At 48.0% G+C, this 23,121-nt stretch carries 14 protein-coding genes; 2 read left to right on the top strand and 12 right to left on the bottom strand.

Going from position 1 to position 23,121, the window contains the following annotated elements:
- Positions 1-48 precede the first annotated feature (48 nt).
- From CBP31_RS15450 to CBP31_RS15430, 5 genes are all read right to left on the bottom strand, one after another.
- The gene (locus CBP31_RS15450) at positions 49-1,182 is read right to left on the bottom strand and encodes an ISAs1 family transposase (RefSeq protein WP_087035468.1); all 1,134 of its coding nucleotides are present in this window, start codon (positions 1,180-1,182) and stop codon (positions 49-51) included.
- Between the two features lie 47 nt (positions 1,183-1,229).
- Positions 1,230-2,078: a restriction endonuclease subunit S gene (locus CBP31_RS15445; protein ID WP_087038532.1), complete on the bottom strand. Its 849-nt coding sequence runs from the start codon at positions 2,076-2,078 to the stop codon at positions 1,230-1,232.
- Positions 2,079-2,211: 133 nt separating this feature from the next.
- On the bottom strand, positions 2,212-4,659 hold the full coding sequence (locus CBP31_RS15440; RefSeq protein ID WP_087038531.1) for a type I restriction-modification system subunit M: 2,448 nt from the start codon (positions 4,657-4,659) through the stop codon (positions 2,212-2,214).
- Positions 4,660-5,070: 411 nt separating this feature from the next.
- Complete coding sequence (locus tag CBP31_RS15435) at positions 5,071-6,297, bottom strand: nucleoside recognition domain-containing protein (protein ID WP_087038530.1); 1,227 nt, start codon at positions 6,295-6,297, stop codon at positions 5,071-5,073.
- 233 nt (positions 6,298-6,530) lie between these two features.
- Positions 6,531-7,328, bottom strand: a complete 798-nt coding sequence (locus CBP31_RS15430) for an N-acetylmuramoyl-L-alanine amidase (protein ID WP_087038529.1) — start codon at positions 7,326-7,328, stop codon at positions 6,531-6,533.
- A 565-nt stretch (positions 7,329-7,893) separates the two neighbouring features.
- Between CBP31_RS15430 and trhA the strand changes: the two genes are divergently transcribed.
- Both trhA and CBP31_RS15420 read left to right on the top strand, forming a co-directional pair.
- Positions 7,894-8,547, top strand: a complete 654-nt coding sequence (trhA, locus tag CBP31_RS15425) for a PAQR family membrane homeostasis protein TrhA (RefSeq protein ID WP_087038528.1) — start codon at positions 7,894-7,896, stop codon at positions 8,545-8,547.
- Positions 8,548-9,041: 494 nt separating this feature from the next.
- On the top strand, positions 9,042-11,030 hold the full coding sequence (locus CBP31_RS15420) for a putative bifunctional diguanylate cyclase/phosphodiesterase (RefSeq protein WP_161492541.1): 1,989 nt from the start codon (positions 9,042-9,044) through the stop codon (positions 11,028-11,030).
- A 351-nt stretch (positions 11,031-11,381) separates the two neighbouring features.
- On the opposite strand, the gene CBP31_RS15415 is transcribed toward CBP31_RS15420, so the two are convergent.
- The 7 genes from CBP31_RS15415 to CBP31_RS15385 all read right to left on the bottom strand — a co-directional run bounded on the left by CBP31_RS15415 (position 11,382) and on the right by CBP31_RS15385 (position 22,897).
- A complete protein-coding gene (locus CBP31_RS15415) occupies positions 11,382-12,092 on the bottom strand; it encodes an ABC transporter ATP-binding protein (protein ID WP_087038526.1) in 711 nt (236 codons plus the stop codon).
- A gap of 1 nt (position 12,093) precedes the next feature.
- Positions 12,094-13,296, bottom strand: coding sequence for an ABC transporter permease (locus tag CBP31_RS15410; RefSeq protein ID WP_087038525.1), 1,203 nt, complete (start codon positions 13,294-13,296; stop codon positions 12,094-12,096).
- A complete protein-coding gene (locus CBP31_RS15405; RefSeq protein WP_087038524.1) occupies positions 13,293-14,444 on the bottom strand; it encodes an efflux RND transporter periplasmic adaptor subunit in 1,152 nt (383 codons plus the stop codon). Before CBP31_RS15405 ends, CBP31_RS15410 begins: the two co-directional genes overlap by 4 nt.
- Positions 14,441-15,064, bottom strand: coding sequence for a TetR/AcrR family transcriptional regulator (locus CBP31_RS15400; RefSeq protein WP_087038523.1), 624 nt, complete (start codon positions 15,062-15,064; stop codon positions 14,441-14,443). Before CBP31_RS15400 ends, CBP31_RS15405 begins: the two co-directional genes overlap by 4 nt.
- Before the next feature lie 416 nt (positions 15,065-15,480).
- Entirely contained in the window at positions 15,481-16,410 is a 930-nt protein-coding gene (locus CBP31_RS15395) for an MYG1 family protein (RefSeq protein ID WP_087038833.1), read from the bottom strand.
- Between the two features lie 280 nt (positions 16,411-16,690).
- Complete coding sequence (locus CBP31_RS15390) at positions 16,691-19,000, bottom strand: hypothetical protein (protein ID WP_087038522.1); 2,310 nt, start codon at positions 18,998-19,000, stop codon at positions 16,691-16,693.
- 9 nt (positions 19,001-19,009) lie between these two features.
- Positions 19,010-22,897 (bottom strand): hypothetical protein, encoded by a 3,888-nt coding sequence (locus tag CBP31_RS15385; protein WP_087038521.1) that lies wholly within the window; start codon positions 22,895-22,897, stop codon positions 19,010-19,012.
- Positions 22,898-23,121 lie beyond the last annotated feature (224 nt).

Raw genomic sequence — 23,121 nt, 5'->3', positions numbered from 1 at the left:
AGTCGTGCATAAAAAATAATCAATTTTGTATAGTGAGATCATCTTTGTTTATTTTTTGCCCAACACAGTAAATCCAGCAACTAATATTTTATCCAAGTAAGCACAACTCATACTCGCCATTTTTTGCTTTCGACGAACACTGGCTTTCCTTGATGTCTCAGAGCGTATCATGTTGAGTGCTAAGTGACGGATGCTCGCCAGCACTTCAGCCCCATTCTCACGGTAAATGGGGCAGGCATCTTCTTTCATTGACACATCCAACACCCAATGCAGGCTATTTTCGATACCCCAATGCCCACGGACTGCCTTGCCGAAACGGATACTATCGAGCTCTGCTGAACTGATATAGTAACGATACTCAAGCGAGGATTTACCTGATTTTTCACGACGATAGCCAATAGCCACCCCGATAGTTTTTAGGCCTTTCCAGTCAGGAAACTGGTGCGCTAAATCGCCTGCTGGCAATACATGATATTCTCGGATCTCAGTACGACCGTGCCCCTGCTCAATGTTGATCTTATCGGAGTTTGTGGAGACAGCTATGCTAGCTGATAGGGCTGTTCGCACCGCTTTAAACAACAACTCTTGATTACCTTTTACTGCCAGTAAATAGTCGCCACCTTGGTTGATAATAGTCTTGGCAATGTTGGTCTGACAGCCCATGGCATCAATAGAAATCAAGCATCCCTTGATATCCAACAACTTGAGCAGCGCTGGAATAGCGGTAATTTCGTTCGACTTGGCATTGGTTTTTAATTGGCCCATGACCACGCCATTAGCGGAGGAAAAAGCGCTGACCATATGGATGGTCGATTGTCTATTCTCTCTATCGTAAGAGCCGCGTAGTACCTTGCCATCAATGGCGATAAGCTCACCATCAGTACGGTGTGTTATCGACTGAACCCAGCGAATAAAGCATTGCTGAAACTGAACGGGATCGAGGCGGGAAATCACCCTAGCGATAGTGTCGTGAACTGGCACTCCCTCTGGAAATAAGCCCTTTTTTTGAAACCAATTCAGGTGGGCACTCCCAAAGTCTTCGATGTCTTCCCAACCCTCAGCACCAGCGATGACAGCACAAATAGTGAGGAACAATACATCGAATAGCGGATAGATAATTTTGGCTGGTTGGCGAGGGTCGTCTATCTCACCAAAATACTGTGTAAAAGCATCCGTGTTCATCTAGGCTCTCCCAAAAGAGAGTATAAGATCACACTGAGGCGAGCAGGTCAAATATAGCTGAGTTGGCTAAAAAACGTTCGAGATCTTGCCCTGAGCATTTCCCCAAGAGTGCGCGCACTCCAATCTTCAGGAACCTCCCCTAACTCACTCGATTTATAACCTTTAGCCGAGCCGTCCTCATGTGTTGCAAACTGCGATAAACGGGTGCGGCCGGTGAGCAGTTGCTGCTTGGTGGCGGTTTTAATCGCTTGTTTTTTAGCGATCAGATTTTCTAGCTCGTTAAGCAGTGCATCTACATCAGACAGCGCATTAGCGATGGCGGTTTGTTCTTTTTTAAGTACTGGAAATGCGACTTCAAAAGAAAGTAAATCACCAACGTTAATGTGTTTCATTGTTGTTCCTATCTCTAGCTCTTTTAACCTTTGGCGACCATAGGAAGAGTTTAGGAGATATGAAAAATACTTGGGGTTATAATTTTTCTTAAATCTATTAATAATTAAAGCATGACAGTTAGAACCTTCTAATTCAGGGGGAACAATAGTGACTAACCCCACATCACCAGTTTGCACCATTAGTACATCGCCTCTTCTAAGGCATGACTTTGAGTTTTTTTTATGAAACTCTGGAGTTACTTTTTTTATCCCTCTAAAATTAAAAGAGTTTTCTTCGACGTTGTACCCCTGAATATATTTAACACCCTCATTACTATCCGTATAGTGTGTTTTTGCTGTACCTACAAAGCCATTAGTCATTAGAGTTGTTAAACCTGACATTGGTAAAATATCCCAATCCTCTGGTATCACCCCAGCTTCGGTCTGCTTATAACCGACCGGTACGCCCTGCTCTGCTTCGCCATTTTGATATGACTGACTCACCTCGGTGACTGGCTTATTCATGATGCTGCTCCTTGGTGGCCAGTTGCGGTGAGATCAATAAATATTCGAGAGACGGTGTCTCTCGAATTGGCACTGGTAAGTTTCGGTACGCAGTGCGTACCGAATTGGCGATGGCGGTATAACAGTGGCGCATTCATAGCGCTAATCCCATGGCTTTAAGGTGCGCGGCCACTTTATCACTCAGTAATTCGACGGATTCAGTAATGGCTGGCAGCGGTTGGGCGTAGCGTTCGTCTAACTCTTGTAAACGGTTCGCCAATTGCTGAGTGATGCGCTCTATTTCTGCCACTATTTGGCCTTGCAGCGTGGCTTGCCATTTATCTTCTACTAACAGCGTTTTAATGTCCGCCTCAGCTAAGGTCGCATAGCGTTTAAACACCGCCAAATCTAGCGCTTCTTGCGCCTCTTTGAGCAGTGATTTTTGTTTGGTTTCAGTATCAAATAGCTTTTTCACCTGCTTAAGTGCGGCTAGCTCATCGCCATCGGTGGCTAATTTTAAGCGTGCGGTAACGCTGGCTTTGGTGACTTTGTCTTTATCATTTAAGGCTTCAACTAGCGGGCCGTCTTCTGTGGCCTGCTCTTCAATTAAGTTTTCTAACGCCTGTGCCGTGTTATCCAGCTCAGCTTGTAATATATCCAGCTCACTTTGTTGCTCGGCAAAGTAGCGGGACACCATTAAGGCCGGTGGGATCAGTTCGGCTTTATAACGCACGCGGTTAATGGTTAAGTCTGGCGTTTCTTTAAGCTTTTCACCTTTTTTGACCACCAATTCACGTAAGATCTTGCCCGCAGACCAGCCATCTTGAGTCAGCACATACACATCGTCTTGCATGACTTCGGCCCAGTAATCCATCAGGATCTGGTAAATATCGTATTTATTGAGCAAAGGCGTGTGGCTATAGCGCTCGAGTAAAGCTTCGCCGATATCAAAAATTAGCTGCTTGGGCGAGTCCCCCACCGCGATTTCTGCTAATGCCGCTTCTTGATACCAAGCACTAAAGGGTTGCAGGCTTTGCGTGGCAAAGGTTTTAAATTCGCTATGCTGCAAAATGGTGCTTTTTACCTGGCTGCCCTCCACCAAGCTGTTGCTGTAACCGGCGCGGCCCGCTTCATATAAAGAGGCACGAATGCTGGGGAACACTTGCCAAAAGTCACTGAGTGCATCGAGATCCGCATTAGGAATGCCGCCTTGCAGATGAGCGCTTAAATCGTGCAAGTCTTCCGGCTCGCTGCTGTCGATATAACGGGGAATGTTCAAGTTATAATCGTTAGCGGCTACTTCGGCTATGGGCACGGCGCGGCTAAAACGGGGCAAGATCAGCTGTTTGGTAAAGGCATCCACTATTTTATGAATGTCTTGGCTGCGCAAGCGGTTTTTATTGCCGTCTTTAATAAAGCCTTTACTGGCATCTATCATAAAGATGCTTTGCTGCGTACTGGCCTCATCGGCCGCACTAAACGCCCGAGCTTTGGCATATTGTTTATCGATCACAATAATACAGGCCGGAATACCGGTGCCATAAAACAGGTTGGCGGGTAAACCAATAATGCCCTTTATGTAACCTTGCTTGATTAAGTTTTCACGAATGCGCGCTTCGGCATTACCACGAAATAACACGCCATGGGGTAAGATCACCGCCCCTTTGCCAGTGCTTTTTAGACTTTTTATCACATGCAGTAAAAAAGTGTAATCGCCATTTTTCTCGGGCGGTATACCCCAGGTAAAACGACCAAACTCATCTTCTGTAGGGTTTAAGCCACTGGTCCAGTTTTTATTAGAAAACGGCGGGTTGGCCACCGCAAAGTCGAAAGTTTTAAGCTGGCCGTTATCGTCTTTCCATTCTGGGCTACTTAAGGTGTTGCCCTGCACAATTTTGGCGGTAGCGTTGTCATGCAAGATCATGTTCATACGCGCCAAGGCACTGGTGGCGTTATCCATTTCTTGGCCAAAGATACTCAAGCCCCGCGGCGCTTCATCACTGGCTTTCAATAATAACGAGCCAGAGCCGGCTGTGGGGTCATAAACCGTGGCATCTTGAGAGGTATCTTTAGTAATGCCAATTACCTTGGCCAAAATGCGTGACACTTCTGAGGGCGTATAAAACTGGCCCTTAGACTTGCCCGACTCGGTGGCAAAATGGCGCATCAAGTATTCATAGGCATCGCCGAGCAAGTCGTCACCGTCGGCGCGATTGTCGCTCATGTCTAAGCCTTCAAAGGTGCCAATCAGCTTGGTGAGCCGGTCCACCATCTCCTTGCCCTTGCCTAGCTTGTCTTCATCGTTAAAATCCGCTAAATCAATCACGCCTTTTAACTGGTTTTCTTCTGCCAGAATGCCGATGATTTTGTTAATTTTATCGCCAATCTCCTTATCCCCTTTCAGCGCTATCATGTCATTGAAACTGGCACCCGTCGGCACTTCAATCATGGAATACGGATTATCTTTGGCTTTATCGGACACGTACTTCATAAACAACAGCGTGAGTACATAATCCTTGTATTGAGAGGCATCCATGCCGCCGCGCAATTCGTCGCAGCTGGCCCAGAGGGAGGAATAAAGCGCAGTTTTTTTAATAGCCATGAGGATTCCAGATAACGCTATGCCATTGTAATGTGAAGAAATAATCGACAATTTAGGCAGGTAAGGATAAGTACACTAGTATGCCCAAAGCTGCCTATACAGACCAGCTTTGGCTAGGTTTCAAAGTCGGTAGTAATTTTGCTAATTGGCTTGGTTTTGATTTTTTGACCTAAAAGAAACGAACGCCCTGCTTTGTATTGCCGTGCAGTAAACTTTCGGCCCTTTTAGTGGTAGCTGTCAGCTGATCAGAAACGCTTAAATTGCCCTTGTTTACACTAAAAGCTGTGAGTAACGACATATTTACAGGAGATAATTGGTTTATATCAAAAATAAGTATGTTGGCATAACTTAGTGTAAGTAGGCAGAACACCCAGTTAAGTGCTCTGTCTAACACAAATGCTGCGTATTGCCCTACCCAAAAAACCAGTAGCACACGGCGATGGCGGCTAACACCCCTGCTAGTTCGGCGAGCAAGGCACAGCCCACGGCGTGGCGAGCGCGTTTAATACCTACCGCACCAAAATACACCGCCAGTACATAAAAGGTGGTTTCGGTACTGCCCTGAATAGTGGCGGCCACTAAAGCGGCAAAGCTGTCTACCCCTTGGCTTTGCATGGTTTCAATGAGCATGGCGCGCGCCGCACTGCCCGAGAAAGGTTTTACCAGTGCGGTAGGCAGTGCATCCACAAAGCGGGTGTCCCATTGCAGCCATTCCACCAGCCAGCGAATGCCCGTTAAGCCAAACTCCAATGCGCCTGAGGCACGCAACACCCCCACCGCACAGAGCATGGCAATTAAATACGGCAGCAAGTCTTTGGCGACCTGAAAGCCCTCTTTCGCCCCTTCAACAAAGGTTTCATAAACCGGAACTTTGCGCACCATGCCCAGCAACATAAAGCTGATAATGATGCCAAACAGCGTGAGGTTACCCAGTAACGACGAAAAGCCCGCCAAGGCGGTGGCGCTTAAGGTGGCGAGAAAGGCCATAAACAGCCCGAGTAATAAGGCACAGGGCACTAAATATGCCAGTACCACTGGGTGCCAAATGCGCAGGCGTTGCATAAAGGCCACCGTTAATAATCCCACTAAACTGGAAGCGCTGGTGGCCAATAGAATGGGCAAAAAGACTAAGGTAGGATCGGCAGCGCCCTGCTGAGCGCGATACATAAAGATGCTGACTGGCAATAAGGTGAGCGAAGAGGCATTAAGCACCAAAAACAAGATCTGCGCGTTACTAGCACTGCTGTCGGACGGGTTAAGCTCTTGCAAGGATCGCATGGCTTTCAAGCCAATGGGCGTGGCCGCGTTATCTAACCCTAAGCCGTTGGCGGCAAAGTTTAGGGTAATTAAGCCCAGCGCCGGGTGGCCTCGGGGCACCTCGGGCATTAATTTGGCAAACAAAGGCCCCAGTAACCTAGCTAAGGTGTCGACTAAGCCCGCCTGCTCGGCAATTTTTAAAAAGCCCAACCAAAGCGTGAGCGTGCCAAACAGCAAAAGCATAATGTCTACCGACAGCTTAGCCATGGTAAACAAGCTTTCTACCATGGCGGCCCACACATCGGGATCTCCGCCCCACCACCGCACTATGCCTGCCACACAGGACACCAAGAAAAAACTTAGCCATAAGCCATTTAACATTGCTCTACTCCGCAGGGTTAATAAAGGGTAGAAGGAATGCACCGCCAAGAGAGCAATAGCAGGAGCGATAATTAAGCGACGATAAAAAACTGCTTGGTCAATTGAAATCGACCCTACAAAAAACCAAAGCAAAATCCCTTGGTCATTCGCGACAATCTAGATTTTTGCAGTGTGCTGCTTGTAACATGGATTGCCGCGCTACGCTCGAAGACAAAATAAGGGCATAACGCTAACTAAGGCCCTATCTCGTTTAATGCCAGCAGCAACGCTGCGGTTTCCGCGTCGGGCTCGCCATCAAAGCGTTGTGGCCGATATTTCATCTGAAACGCCGCCAACACATTGCGGGTCGCTTGATCTAATTTAGCATGCTGAGGCACGGCGTAACCTATTTGGGCAAGCTGTGTTTGAAACCAAGCGACGCTTGGTCGTTGCGCAGTAAAGGTTTCTTGATATTTGGCCACTAATTGTGGCTCTGGCCAGTGAATTAAACCGGCTTTGGCTAAGCGATGCCAGGGGAACAAGGGACCTGGGTCCAGTTTACGCTGCGGTGCTATATCACTGTGCCCAACTATGCTGCCTGCGGATAACCCGTGACGCTGCATAATATCGGTTAATAACACTATTAAGGCATCAATTTGTGGTTCGCTCCAAGGCAGCCACACTTTATGGCCTTGGGAATTAACGGTAAAGCCTCGGTGCACCATTTCAATGCCAATAGAGCTGGCGTTTAGCCAAGTACGCCCCTGCCACTGGCTGTCTCCGGCATGCCAAGCCCGTTTATTTTCATCCACTAACCGATAAATGGTCGGCGCTTGGTTGGCTATAGTATGTTCTGCAATCAAATAATGGCTGCTCACTTTGCCTTGGGTTAAGACTTCTAACGAGCGCGGCAATGGGCTTGCGGTGTAATGCAGCACAATAAACCGCACTCGGCTGTCTTGGCTCACAGATTGATAGCTATCATCAAATTTTAAGCCTGAGCAACCGGTTAACAGTAATAGAAACAGCCAAATATACCCACGAAACTTCATCTTCAATCCTTGTTAATTTTCTAATCTGAAGGCACTGGATTAATAAAAACTAAATCCGTTTAAGCTTTCCCTCCTCTATCGTGGGGGATATGCAGGATACAGGGTTAGCGAGCGTGTTTCAGCCGGCTGTGGCTATTCAGCAGTTTTTAATAAGTGGATGATGAGCTTTAGTTCTAGCACAGAGAAAATGATGATAAGTCAGCACGGCTTGCTTACTCGGCTGCGGCGTGCAGTTAGCTTAAATTGTACAAATATTGTCGTAAGCTTGCGCGCCCCCTTTGCTATTTTCTAACTTGCCAGCAACGCCCTCGTTTTTTTAACTTACTTAGATAACGACCCAGGCGATTGATTCTACAGGATTTATCTGACTTTATAACAAATATGTATGTTGGCATAATTAACTAGTGGCGTGCTAATGCTTGCGTGCACTCTCTTGATCCCATGCTTTATCTATGTCGTATATATAAGTAGTACTGCTTTAGCCGTGCTATTTCAGCTTTTTAAGCGGATCCTAGTCGTGAAGCTTCACGTTCTAGGGGGCTAACTATCTTATTGGAGCCTAATTATGTTTCATCAAAAGGGTTACTTTCGAGAGCAAACCAAGGCTGAAGAAACGGCCAATACCCTTAGTCACGGCTTAGGCTTAGTAGCCGCCTTAGTGGGCGCACCCTTGTTGATTATGCAGGCTGCACGCATTGGCGACACCTTTTTTGTAGTGGGCGCCAGCATATTTTCGCTCACTATTATCTTTATGTACCTCAGCTCTTCTGTTTATCATTTTTTACCGCAAGGCAAAGCTAAACATGCCTTTCGGGTGATTGAGCACTGCGCGATTTTTTTGCTAATTGCCGGTACCTACACTCCTATCCTGCTCGGCGTGTTGTATGGCGTTTGGGGCTGGACCTTGCTGGCCGTGGTATGGGGCATTGCGCTAGTGGGCGTATTCCTGAAAATGTTTGCCCAGCATCTGCCCTTGGCGCTCTCTACCAGCCTTTACTTATTGATGGGCTGGATAATTATTGTGGCCATCGTGCCCTTACTGACGGTAATGCCAATCCAAGGCATTTATTGGCTGGTGGCCGGTGGCGTGTGCTATTCGCTGGGCGTATTGTTCTTCGTCTTAGACGGCCGCCTGCCCTTCGGCCATTTTATTTGGCATTTATGGGTGTTAGCGGGCACCACTTGCCATTACTTTACTGTGTATTGGTATGGGGCTTGATGAAGGGGCGTGAAGCGTAAAGAGTCAGAGTCTACGACAGGACCAAAAACCGAACTATCTCCCCTTTAGTTACGCCTTATTGCCTAACTCGGAATTTCATGTTTCACCGGATCTGACGGTAAAATCTAGCGATGGACTTAGCCTTTTGGCATTCGTACGTAAAAATTTTGTGCTTTCTTGCACTTAAAGATGACTATTTCACGGAGGAATGTGATACATAGCTATTTAATAGTCTTTTCTGAAATGTGCTCCGACCCTGCTCTTCAGCCTCCTAAGTTGAGATAAAAACAGCGTAACCAACTATTAATACATGACACCCCTTTAAGTGTCAGCTGAAAGATATAACCAACGCCTAAAGCGTAATGCGATTCACAACTTTACTTTAAATTCAGAAGTTACATGAGAATGTCGATTATAGTACTGTTACATAAATTATTATCGTCTACAGCCAAAAGCTTAGCGCGGATAGTCATTAGGGCCACGACAGGATGTATATGAAATATATTTTTAAGCCATCTAAAATACATAGGGTTAATTTTATTATATATATTTCAACCGTGTCTTTTACTGCAGCATTAGTAGTTTTATTCCGTTCCTTTTTACTCGAGCTCGCCCCTGAACGTCAAGCCTCAGTGGCATTATCTCTTGTGCAACTATCAGTGTTTTTGGCAACTACAGTGGCTTTTCTGGGATGGTTTGGCATTAAACAAAGCCGTAAAATAAGCACGGAATACGAAGAAAACCTCCGACGCTTACAGGCGGCTGAAAAGCAAACAAATGAACTTGAAATGGCGCTGAATGCACATGCTATTGTTGCCATTACGGACTCCCGTGGCGTTATTACTCAGGTAAATGATAAGTTTTGTACGATCTCCCCGTATTCCCGTGAAGAGCTGATCGGGCAGACTCACAACGTGATCAATTCGGGCTACCATCCCAAAGGGTTCTTTAAGGACTTATGGCACACTATCACTCGTAGTGAGGTCTGGAGCGGAGATGTCTGTAATAGGGCAAAAGATGGTTCACTGTACTGGGTGCAATCAACCATAGTGCCGCTAATTGGTAAAAATGGAAAACCAGAACAATATATAGCCATCCGTGCAGATATAACTTCAAGAAAAGAAGCTGAGGCCAAAACTCAGTATATGGCGCTGCACGATGCGCTGACTGGGCTGCCAAATCGCCGATTGATGACGGACAGGCTCATAAGCGCGATATCCAGCAAAGGGCGACACCCAGGCTATGGTGCTGTATTACTGATGGATCTCGATCACTTTAAAGAAATAAATGACATGCTTGGCCATGGTATTGGCGATGACCTACTTGTGCAAACTACTTTACGTTTGTCCTGCAATGTTCGCAGAACGGATACGGTGGCACGCTTTGGCGGTGATGAGTTTGTTATTATCTTGGATAACGTTGGCTCTGACATTGATAGTGCTATAACGAACACTGCAAATATGGGCGAAGTCATTCGTACGGCAGTAGCAGAACCTTACCAACTTGGCAGTCAGCAATTAACAGTAACCTCGAGCATGGGTGTGGTTCTCTTCTGTCGCGTAGATGATGATCCAGAAGAATTGATCAAGCAAGCAGACATAGCTTTATATGCTGCAAAAGAAGCGGGCCGTAATCAACTGTTTTTTTTCGACCCCTTATTGCAGGCAGAAACCATTGAGCGCGCGTTACTAGTCCGAGATCTACGGCAGGCGTTAGAGCAAGACGAGTTGGTCTTGTTTTATCAGCCTATTGTTGACGCTCAGCAACACATTAGAGCTGTTGAAGCTTTGCTTCGCTGGTTCCACCCCAAGCATGGAATGGTGCTACCGGGTAAATTTATTCCTCTGGCTGAAAGAAACGGTTTAATTGTACCAATTGGCAAGTGGGTACTGGAAACTGCTTGCGCACAGCTGGCTGAGTGGCAGCAAGATCCAGAGCGGGAGGCTTTGGTAATAGCTGTTAATATCAGTGCTCGGCAGCTGAGTAAAACTAACTTTGTGGATACGGTAAAAAGCGTACTTGCGCAAACGGGGGCTCGTGCAGACCGCCTTATGCTTGAGATAACAGAGAGTATTTTTCAGGATAATGTTAATAGTACAATTACCAAAATGGATGCTTTACGCCAAGAAGGCGTCAGGTTCTCTCTGGACGATTTTGGCACTGGCTATTCATCCCTCACTTACCTGAAACGACTTCCGATTGATCACTTGAAAATTGATAAGTCTTTTGTTGATGATATTTTTGAAGACTCCTCCGATATAGCTATCGTTCATACTATCATCGCCTTGGCAAAAAACCTGGAAATTGACATTATTGCTGAGGGCGTTGAAACCTGTGAGCAAATGGAGTGGCTGCAAGGCAATGGCTGTAAGTTCTTTCAAGGTTACTTGTTTAGTCACCCTCTGCATCCAGATAAGCTTAACGCCATTCTAGAAAATACGACTCTACTGCCTACGAAAGAGCTTCGTTCATCTTGTGATTAACACTATTCTCCCAGCTGATTTTAAGACGAAATCAGCTTTTTAGATAATATGAAGACTCTGGAACAAATTCGAAGATATCTCTACTGATATATAACTTGCACCTTCTCCTGCTGTTCAGAACATCAGATACTCCGCTACGATAGCGAAAAGTTGACCTCAGGCTTAACCAATTGCCTTAAACCATGTTCTTAAATCACGATGACATCAATCTTGTTATATTCAACGTGAGTGCTAATAAATCTAACTTTGCACCACTACTGGGGATAATCCATTGCCACCACTAAGTGATGTTAGGCGGCACTGTTTTCTATATATTGGTAAGGAGCTTATATCAAGAGTCGTAAGGGCTGATCAATCAAAGCTGCGGCCCTCTCCCACTTCTTCATGGGTAACACCATCGCGTATATGGTATAGGCGCTTAAAGGTGGGAATGATTTTTTCATCATGGGTGACGATAATAATCGCAGTTTCAAAACGTTTGGCCATGTCATTGAGGATGCGGATCACCGACATGGCGCGTACTGAGTCGAGCGGTGCCGTGGGCTCGTCTGCCAAAATCACTGGCGGCCGACTCACCAACCCACGGGCAATGGCGACGCGCTGCTGTTCTCCGCCAGATAACTGAGCCGGCATGGCGTTAGCTCTGTGGTGTACGTCCAGCGCGGTCAGCAGCTCTAATGCTCGCCGGCGCGCTTCTTTATTAGGCACCCCAGCTAACATGGGCAACAGCGCAACGTTATCGGTTACATTCAAAAACGGGATCAGATAAGGCGCTTGAAAGACAAAGCCAATTTTGTCCCGGCGCAAAGCTCGTAAGTCGCGAACTAGCCATTTATTATCAAAAATCACCGCTTGATCAAGCACCATACGCCCAGCCGTAGGAGCGATAACCGCGCCTAGACACTTGAGCAGTGTACTTTTTCCCGAGCCAGACGGACCAATAAGGCCCACTACTTCACCAGGGGCGACCTGCATATTAACGTCTTTTAGCGCCAGCACCTTGGTATCGCCTTTGCCATAGTGCTTACTTAAGCTTTCAATATGAATACCTTTGTTTATCATCTTAGCCTCCTAGCGCTTCGGCAGGATCGACCTTAAGTGCCATACGAATGGAAACTAAGCTCGCCAGTATACAAATGAGCATCACCGCAAAAAAGCCGATCACCGAATCGAGTGGGATCAGCAGTACATATTTAGGAAAAATGGGCGCGGCTAAGGTGGCAGATATTTTACCCACCACAAACCCAATAACGCCGAGCACCAGAGATTGCTGCATGATCATGGTGGCAATAGTGCGATTACGAGTACCGATCAGCTTGAGCACGGCGATTTCACGGATCTTGTCCATCGTCAGGGTATAAATGATAAATGCCACAATAGCAGCACACACCACGGCCAAGATCACCAAGAACATGGCGATTTGCATGGCCGAGGTAGCAATCAGTTTGCCCAGTAAAATACCTTCCATTTGGTCACGATCATACACGGTGAGTCGCAGCCAGCGGCGGATGGGTTCAGCCACTTCTTCTGGTGAAAATTCCGGTTTAATGCGCACTAGAATGGCATTTACTGAATGATTACGGGTCTGAGAGTCAATCACTGCGGCCAGCAAGCCCGGCACTTCGGGCCGATTGAATACTGGGTTAGCGACCGTGCGGCGGCGCTGCATCAAAATGGCATCATTATCTTTAAGAAACTGCGCTTCTTGCGCATCCTTGAGTGGAATGAATATCATAGGATCACCACTGGAGGACACCATGCGTCTTGTTAGGCCGACTACGGTATAGTGGTTACGGCGGATGGTCAGCCTATCACCAAGTTTAAATCCGCTGGAAATATCCGCCACGGCTTCATAATGGCCGCGGGTGATCTGACGTCCGGCTATTAAATAGGGCGGCCAACCAGGCATGCCGGGTTCGCCAGCACCGATACCCACCACCATGGTTCGTACATCCGTGTCGCCTTTACCAACCTGCATCGTCAAATAAGTGATATTGGCCGTTTGAGCAACGCCAGCCATGCTATGAATGCTGCGCCATAGATCATCCGGCAGGCTGGAAGACTCAGCGTAAGGCCCCAAGGTATCTTTTTGCACGACCCATAGGTCGGCACCACTGTTATCGAGCTGAACCCTGCCATCATCAACCATGCCGCGATAGACACCGGCCATGATGAGGGTGACGCCAATTAACAGGCCAAGCCCTACCCCAGTGAAAATAAATTTCCCCCAAGCATGCAGTATATCGCGCCCAGCTAAGCTGATCATGGCGCTGCACTCCTCAGTTGCTCAACAATGTGCAAACGGCTGTGTTTATTGAGGGATTTCTCACTGTACAGCACGATGCGATCTCCCTCCTCCAGCCCTTTAAGTACTTGTACTCGTCCCTCAAGATCCGAACGACCAAAGATTAGAGGAGTAAAAGTAAGATCGTCATCGATTAACTTCCACACTCCGCGCTGCCCATCAACGAGACGAATAGCGGCATTCAAAATGGTGGGCGCCGCCGATACCTCGTCTAACTTAAGTGTCACCTCGGCCAGCTCACCTAAGGGCGGTAATGGAGCCAGTACTTCGTCAAATATTATTTTGGCTAATATCTCCTCGGTGACCTCATCTGCCAGTGGCTCAATACGTAATACTTGGCCAGGCAAGTTTTGGTGACGTCGTGATCGCAAATTGAGCTGCGCACTGAGATCTGGCGCTAGACCTTCGGCGTTAACTTGATCAAAACGCGTGTTCACCCACAGACTGGTAGGATCGATGATTTCGATGACCGCCTGTCCCGCCATCACAGTGGTACCGGGCTCGAGATTACGAGCCACCACTAAGCCAGCAGTGGGTGCTATTAATCTAAGATTGACATGTTGTGCAGTTAAGGCCGCAAGATCGGCGCGTAAACGAGTAATCTCTTCACGAGTCGCGGAGAGTTTAGCCGTTGCCACCGCGAGTTCTAGCCGTTTAAGCGCTGTATTCTCCTCGCTGGTTCCCCGTTGGGTAAGCAGCTTCTGGTAACGATTAAGTTGTTGTTGCGCAAACGTCTGCTCGGCCTGTGCCTGCTGAAAACTGGCTTGTGCACTTTTAATGGCCGCTTGTTTTGCCAGCAGCTGAGCATCTAAATCCACTGGGTCCATTTCTCCCAGTAGCTGACCTGCTAGCACTGTGTCACCCACCTGCACTTCAAGGTTCTTGATGCGCCCTGGATGCGTTGGTCCAATGTGGTAACGGTAGCGTGCTTGTACTGTGCCAATACCCGACAAAGTGGGAGTGATAGCTTGGGATTGCACTGTGCTGATGGTCACGGCAACCGGTGCTAATGGCCCTGAACGAAACGCCACATAAATGAATAACACCAACAAAAGAAAAATCACGGCGATGAGGGTAAAGATACGACGTGTAACATGAGGGAGTTTCATGTTACGCCCCCTATCTCATTGTGCTTTATGCCGCGGCAAAAGATACTGAATACTCCAGGCGCAGAGCGGCGAAGATGAGTGACATCGCCTGACAATAGAGACTGCATCACTAATCCTTGAATGGACCCAATGAACAGCACCGCAGCCGCTTCTACATCTAATTGAGCATCTAGTTCGCCTTGTGCCTTGCCCGCTTCAAGCAAGCCCCGCAATCGAGTGCTGTAGTTCTGAGTTAGGGTAAGTACGATTTTCTTAGGGAGTGTCTCTCCTGGGCGTTGTAACTCGCCAAACAGCAGTCTGGGCACGCCCGGATGCTCGGTCACAAAATCAATGTGCGCCATAAACATAGCCTCGAGGGCGATGAGGGGAGAGATAGCACCGAGTGCGACCTTGTCTATTCGGGCGAGTAGGCGCTTAGCCACCGAGTTCATGACCGCTTCTAAAATAGCGTCTTTGGTTGGGAAATGACGAAAGAGCGCGCCTTGAGTCAACCCCATGCGCTTTGCTATCGCGGTAGTAGTGATATTACTGGGGTTTTGTTCTGCCGCCAGTTCGATCACTGCATCCACGGTAACCGCACGTCGCTCATCCGCGGGTAAATGTTTTGCTGGTTCCATCATGCGCCACCTAAAAAGTAAGTAATCTATTACTATCTTTGTTGATGGTCGAGTTTTAAGCAAGTAAAAATAAAAGTGATGGGGGCAATAGTTCCCTTGCTGACGGCAATGCCGATAGCAGGTATTTATTGATTGGTGGCCGGTGAGGGTAAGACACTCGCTAGCGTGGTGTTTGAGGTAATCATTGTCGCCAATGGCATCACTAGCCCTACACTTTGCGCTTAGCAGCTGAGTGGTGAAAACACTCTCACTGCGAACACTCACCACTGGCACACGGCGTGGATTGAGCGCACTTAACCTGACACTTATTCTTTCACGGGCTGGGCTTTTATAGGCTGGGCTGTCAGTTATGCTGCTAGCCCGTGGCCTTTGTTATCGATAAACGCTATTTAGTGTGTGGTCGTTTCTTTTGTAGCCATTTATTTTGTAGCCAAGCCGGCTAGGCTCATAGCGCCGGCAAACGAAGCAGCACCGGCAATAAATCGCCCGTTATGGCAAAAGCGCGCATCGCTGACTCCCGTTACCTGTTGCAGTTCGCCATCGGCTAATCCTGCCCAAGTAGCGGGCAACGATTGCTTGTTAGCAAACGAATCGAGGGTAACGGACACCGCTTGTATCATCCATTGTTGAGTAGATGATGGTTGAGTAGATGATGGTTGAGTAGGTGATGGTTGAGTAGGTGATGGTTGAGCAGATGACGGGTAAACCACATACAGCGCTTGCTCGCCATGGTCATGCACCGCTTGTTTCCAAGGCAGGTATTGCCCAAGCACTATGATGCGCGGATCCTCTGCCTGCTCAATGGCCTGTACCACTTGTTGATAGGCGTTCAGTTTCGCCTGGGTGGTGGCCATAAAACGCATTAAAATATGCGTGGCAAACTCCACGGCTTGTTTAAAGCAGGCATCAAAATCATCGGCCTCTTGCCAAGTAGGATTAAATAAGCCGATGGTCCGACTTAAGCTTACCCCGTGTTCGTCTTCCCCTGCCACATGGCCACAATCAATGGCATCAATCACGGACACTAAATCCGTGTCTAGCATATCCACAAGCTGTTGGTTACCTTGGCAAATGTCTAAGCCATAGTGACGCCACACCAAGCCAAAAGAAGAATAAGGAATACCATTGTCGCGCGCGCCAGCACCATTACGTTGATGATGATCAAAGCGCCCGGTTTCAGAGTCATATTCTTGCCCTACATCCACCACAATATCGGCATCGGCAATAAGCTCGGCATCGCGCGTGCGTATTACGTTGGCATCCGGAAACAAATGGGTGAGTGCAGCCACACTAAACACATCATCGGCATGAAACTTACCGCCATGGGTCACGATTGTTTTTTTCATCATTATTTTTTGCATTAACGTCACTCTATTACCTGCACTTAGCCGTGCTAAAAAATGAGGGCTATCTTGAATCTTGCCCAAAGCAAACGCAGAGATAGCCGTTAAAAATCGAAACCAGACACCCATGTTAAAAGCTATTGCCAAATATTGCACCGCTCAACGCCGTATCTGCAACGGTGCCACTTGCTCATGGTGCCGGATTCAGTGTTATTCTTTAACTTCATGTTGGCATAGCTACTGTGATTTATTTACTGATGCACTGGGGTTTATTGATTGATATCGCTTACTTGTTGAGTTCATTAAACAAACGAATAAATAAGTGCGGATAGACCCGGCCTGCCAAGCTGCCCATGCGTACAAAGTCCACATCGAGCAAGGGCATTAACGTGTCGGCGTTAAGCTGACCGCGCAGTGTATGCCAACGATAAATACTGGGTTGACGAGTCAGGGTTAATTTTAAGCCGCTAAGCTCGCCCACTAAGTAAACGCCCTGTTTTTCATCAAGCCATAATCCGCTTAAGCCCGGTACGGTTCGCAACCAGACTCGCGGCTCATACACAGGCCGATCGAGGGTGGCGGATAGCCATTGCCACCACAATCCAAAGATCTGTTTATCGCCGCCTACGCAGTGTGTGGCTTGGTCGTTAAAAGCTTTACGCAGCGGGTCAAAACCAATCATACTTTGTCCGTTATGTTGCGCTATAACGTATTGCCAATCGCGACACAGCTGCGGCAAATGTAATAATAACTTGTGCAACGCATTGTCGGTAGCCGTGTCCCCTGCCACTAATAATTCACGCAGCACTATCAGCGAGGGCCTGTCTTGAAGCTCACTAGGCAAGCGCCAGCTACTCAGTGGATAAGACTGTTTGCGTCCGTTTAAGAGAGGCATTAAATTCGTCAACCCTTCAGGGGTAAGAATAGGCGTATGCTGCTGCGGGCTTTGCAAGAAGATATCTTGCTCCCCTTGCAGCAAAATAACCTGCCTTTTTATAAACTTATCGACATCGTTAGTAATATCAGTTTGCGGGCCAAAACCATAAGGCCAGTGCATGATGAGTTGTTGCAGCAACTGTTCACAGTCAATATGGTGGCGCGCCAATATGGCATTGCAGCGGGCTAGCTGTGTAGGATCGGACAGCGTTAACGGCACCACTAGCGGTCGGTCATCTTGCACCGTAAACAAACAGCCCTCTGCAATTAAGCTGATCTCGGACAAATGCGCGGCGTGCTGCGGCAAATAGTCCGAGATACGGGCGCGGGTATCTCGCATCAGTTGTTTAAAATGTAGCTCTTTAATGCAGACCGCCAGCTTAATGGCCAAGCTGCCTGCATGTTGTTTTAGATCGTCAAGTTGATAATCATAATAATCATCTTGTACTTCAATAATGTCGTCTTGTGCATCTCGCGTGAACCACTGCTCAGTCTGGCTGTTATCGTTCATCTCATGAGGATTAATAATCAGGTGCTGTACCGCGCAACTAGGCACTGCATACATTTTTTGCTGAGTGATCTGGTAAGGATCATGCGGTAAGCCTTTACCTTGGTCTAACACCACTAAATAACGCTGTTGGGGTAGAAAACAAATATCCTGTAGGTTGTTGGCGGCCTTTGTTGGCAGTAAAAGCGTCACATCTATGCCTTGCTGAGCCAGTAATGGCTGCAAAAAGGCGTGTATATCACGGAATGGAATGTCGATATTTTCCCGAGCATCAATCAAGGTCACCGCAAAATTCACCAGCGGTAACGAAGCTAGGCGTTTTTTGTTGTTGGCGCGATGCCGATGGGCATATTTCGTTATGTTTAACACTTCGGCTTGTAACGGAAAGCCATAAGCTTGTGCCGACTCCATGTAGGCCTCAACAAACTGTTGAATAAAATAGCTTCGGCTCGCGCTGAGTTTTTGAGGAGCGGTGAGGTCTAAAAAAGGCCGTTGCTTGCGGGTATTTTTGGCTTTTTTGGCTTCTCGGTATAATACCGGTTTCTCTTGATGTTGCTCTTCCCGCTGATCCGCAAACCAGCGGGAGAACCAGCCATCTTGGCCCCGACTCCATAGCTTGCCGCTGCGTTTATCGGCCTCTTTTAGCTTGCGCAAGGTGACACTACTAAAGCTAATCTGCACTTCGGTGGTGCATCTATCACGACGCTGGCGCACGTTACCGTCTATGTCTATAGCCTCAACGCCCGGGTTAGCGCCAGCCCACTCATCCAGTTTTAATAGCGGTTTGCCTAATGCTCGATAACCCCGCATCCTTCCTGCTTGATGCCCCACCCGCCGTAAGAGCAGTTTTAGCCAAATAGGATTATGTACAGGCGCATACTCCAGCCGTTCAGGGCCAAGCTCGGTACCGTCGGTGGCCTTAATGATCGGCAAGCGGTCTGACTCGTTATTTAAGGCCACATATAAACGCGTACCTTGCACATAGTAAGGGTACGAATGGCTCGATAATTGTGAGTCCAAACATTCTCGCCATTGCCAGAATTTCACGTTAACCATGTGTAAGGGATAGAGGTAGACGGGTAATAATCGCGCACGGTCGGCGTCGATCAGATCGTCGCGGTAGGTGAGTAATGACGTTTTTAGTTCAGGCATGGTGCGTCCTCATCGGATCTGTATATACGCTTGCGCGAGATACTGGTGCGCTAATTCACAGAGGCCCTTAAAGCCCGTAGTGGTGTGATTTTTTTGCTCAGGATGCAAACAGCCGGCCAAGATTAAAATAGGGGCCGTTGCGACATCGGTAGGTGCGAGCGAGAAGTCGAGGCCTTTTAGGCTAGCGTCGGCTTCTGAACCCACCAAATTCATAACCACCAGTCGGGCATTAGGGTCACACCAGTGGCGTAACAGCTGTACTTTTTCGCTGAGTGCAAGCCATGCCCGAGCTCCCGAGTCTGGGTTGCTCAGGAAGTCTTGAAACTGTGCGTCCGCCTCCGCTAATGAAGTTAGCCCCCAATACTTAGCATCCACGTACAATGGCGTACCGCTAAGGTGAAAGTCATAGACCTCTAACGTGTGCTGGTGTAACAGCTGGCTATTGGTGACCAGGCTTTCTGCTTCAAGCAAGGCGCGAATGCTTTCTTCTCCTATACGCCCTTGTAGGATGCGCTGGCTAAAAGCTGGGTGAAATAAATACTGAGCTTCTAACCCGCTGCTGGTTTCGCCACTGCATGCATAGCCATGGCGTTTGAACCATTGGTTAATGGCATCGTGATGTGTAATCCAGCGGTATAAGGGAGCGAGTCGATAACGCCAAGCATCAGGGCTGGGCTCTGCCATAAATCGGTCATCAAAACGCTGCCACACGCCATTGTCCAGATCGGCGCCAGCGGGTAGCCTGATGCAGGCCCATTCTTTTAGCGTAAGGTGACGACTCGTTAGCCCCAATTCATGACCATTGAATTGGCAAGCTAAGTCGCGACGCAAGGCGGCCCGGCCTATGCTTTCCCAAGTGCGCTGCAAGGCGTTCACACCCAGTGAGCGGTGTTTGGGATCGCGAGAGTGGCGGATCTGTGTCATTAAATGCTGATCAATGATTTGCTCTATTAACTCGCTATTTTGTACCGGCGCAAATAACAGCGGTAGTGGGTCTTGTTGCTGACTGTGCGCTTGCAAGGCGTCAAACACGCCCTGATTAAGAGTACTGAGCATGGGTTTATGCAACTCATAGCCGTGCGGATCATTGGCATATTCCAGCAAGGGTTCAACCAAGGCGGTGTGTAAATGCACTTGGCTGCGAGGCATTGACGACCACACTCGCTCGATGCGGCCAATTTGTTGTTGTACATCGGCGGCCATGTTGGTGACATAATCGGAAGTCTTCTTATAAAGACCATAATTTAGCCGGCTGATTTCTCTGGCATTATCTTGCATTAAACTGGCAATGGATTGTCGATATTGCTGCTCACTGACGAAACCGGCATGGCGTAGCTTTTGTAGCTGGCGAATTTTTCCGCCGGTATCGGCCATGGGGGCAAGCCCTAGCTGCTGATCTTGTTTTGAAAAGTAAAAGTGACGCCCTTCATACAAGTAGATACAGCTTAAGTCTTGATCTTGGCGGATGCCGTTATGCAGCACCTTCACATTCAGGTTAATGCCGTTGGTGGCAGAGGCCACTTGGGTGAGTACCACCACCTTGCAACCGATGGCAAACGCCTCACCGTAAAGCCGATCAAACTGACTGTCTTTTTGACTCTCAGCGGTTAACAAACACAGCAGTAACGGACCTCCATCCACCCACAGTGGGATGAACCAAGGCGAGACGTTCACAAAATTCGCCAGCTTATCCGCCCCCGCTAGCTGATGCTTAGTTGGCTGATAGCGGGTTAGCACTGGCGCCAGTCGCGCCCTACTGGCCTCAGCTGATCCACTGTGCAACCATTTACGGATAAAACGAATCGAGTTGGCATACACTAAATGGCCCTGAAGCTCAGGGGTGCTAGCGCCAGCAATACGGATAATGTTGAGCAGGGCCTGCACACTGTGATGCCGATACTCTTGGGCTATGCCTGAAACAGATGACTCGGTATCGTCTTTAAAAAAGTCCGCAGGTAATTGCGCCAATGCTTCGGCAATTTGTTCGCCTTGCGTCGATTTAGTCTCACTAAAGTTTGTGATGCTGACTTCAAGCTGATTATTACGCCGCTCTGCCTTAATCTGCTTTAAATACTGGATAACACCATATTGGGCTTGGTCACTGCTTGGGGTGGGAGTAATGGGGATGGGTTGTGATTCTTGTTTACAGCCTTGTTTGGGTGCTGTGAGTGATTGCTGGCGAACGCGGCACACTTCATGCAAGGCGCCGTACACCCATTTCATATCAAAGTGCCCCAGCGTGCGCTGCAAAATAGCCGTCGCAGATAAGCCAAACACCAGATTACGGCTGGCCAAAGTGACCAATAACGCCTCTGGTGTGGTGGGGATATGTGCCCGTTTTTGTACGATACGTAAGCTATCTAGTCGCTCTTTGGCTGAGGTAAATAGCCAGCAACTAAAGCCGTATAATTGCGCCTGAGTGTGTGGCAAGGTTTGAGTATTAATCAACTCGGCTAGTTCGGGTAAATGGGTATTGGGCGCCGCTCCGATTAACGTCGCCAGATTAAGGTTTTTATAATAGTAGCCGCGTTCATAGTCATTCACGCCGTTAAACAGCAAGTGCATAAACTCTTCACGTAGACTGGTATTCGAACCCGGCGGCACCTCTACTGGCAGGCGCGCCAATAAACTTAAGGTATGGCGAAGTAACTGCTCTAGCTGAGAGAAAAAGTAGCCCGCGCGAATGCTATCCGGTGACGGTGTATCTTCGACGCGTAAGCTGTGCCCGTCAGGCACCAAATATGTCGGTTTTTCAGTGATAGTGTAATCGGAATGAAATAAGTAGCGGCTAATAAACTGGCTATTAACGGCTTTAATGAGGGCACGCTGCTCAGGGAAAGCCACGCCTGCTTCTTTAAGCGTCGCCTTGGTCTCTAAAAAGTGTTGTTCTAACTTATCAAATAGCTGATTTAAGTTTTCATCTCGAGGATTAGCCGCCCGAAAGCGAGGCAATGCTCGCATGCCTTCATCAATCAGCACACCTAGGCATTGCGGTAATTCTTGTATGCTTTGCGCCTGACTTAATAATGACAATAACACCGGTTCTTGGTATTCAAACTCGTCGATAAAAATCACATGACCCTGAGTTTGTGCATCCGCCATGCGAGCGCGACGCTTGCCATCAAAAAAACCATAGAAAAACTTGTGGGTGGTCATGATCAGTAACGGTTGTTGCTCGTCATTCCACGCTACTGCGGGTAACAAGCGACGAGTCCAAGCATGAGCACGAAACTGCTGTAAAGGTGACTCAGTTAACATGTTAACGCCTAACTGGCGCCGCCGCTTACCTCGGGGTTTTTCTTGCGCTTGATGTTGTTGCTCAAGTTGGCGTAGGTTTTGTTGCACTGCGGTTTCTAGCTGTTTGCAGGAATAATATAGCTTTTGCTGAGCACTTTGTTTTAGGCTTTCGGCGTCTGCCAAGCTAGCAAGGCTTTCTATCTGCTTCGCTTGGCGGACGATAACACTACAGAGCTCGCGTAATTGCGTCATGCTAAATAAGCTGTTCACCCACAAATTTTCCGAGGCGATTGAGGCTAAATGTGTTTGCCAATCTCCGGGCTTAGAGTCTGGATCTTCATGCGCAAATGGCAGCCCCAATACTGCGCCCAACACTTGGTCTTGGCGGCCATATAACACGCTAACCGTAATACCTTCTGCCTGTGCATCTGCTGCCACCTGATACAAAATATTCCAGCGGTGAGTGACAAATATGCCCTGCAACTTGGCATCCGTTAAATAACTCAGTACCGAGCCGCTGCCTTCTGGGCTGGATTTAAAAAGAGCGGAGGTTTTACCCAAGCCGGTGGGGCCATTAATGGGAATTAAACCGGCTATTGTCGGGCTAGCATCCCGCGCTCGCTCTATTTGTGCACGATAGAATTGCTGATAACTGTTCATCGCACCTACCTAGACTGAAAAACATTCAATTGAGCCTAGCGTTAATAGAGCAATTTGCCGTTAGACTTTGGTATACCGCTGAATTAATGAGCAAGAATATCAAGCAGTGGAATTTTATGCTGCAGGGTGTCAAATTCTCCCGAGGCCACATAAACAAAAACAGTGTTTAACTCTGCGAAAACTCACTTTAACGATATGGTTTACTTGGAGAATGGCACTGGTAC

It is taken from the genome of Oceanisphaera profunda (assembly GCF_002157895.1).
In the GTDB taxonomy this organism is placed as follows: domain Bacteria; phylum Pseudomonadota; class Gammaproteobacteria; order Enterobacterales; family Aeromonadaceae; genus Oceanimonas; species Oceanimonas profunda.
The sequence above is the reverse complement of the archived record's forward strand: the minus strand, read 5'-3'. Positions and strand labels throughout refer to the sequence as shown.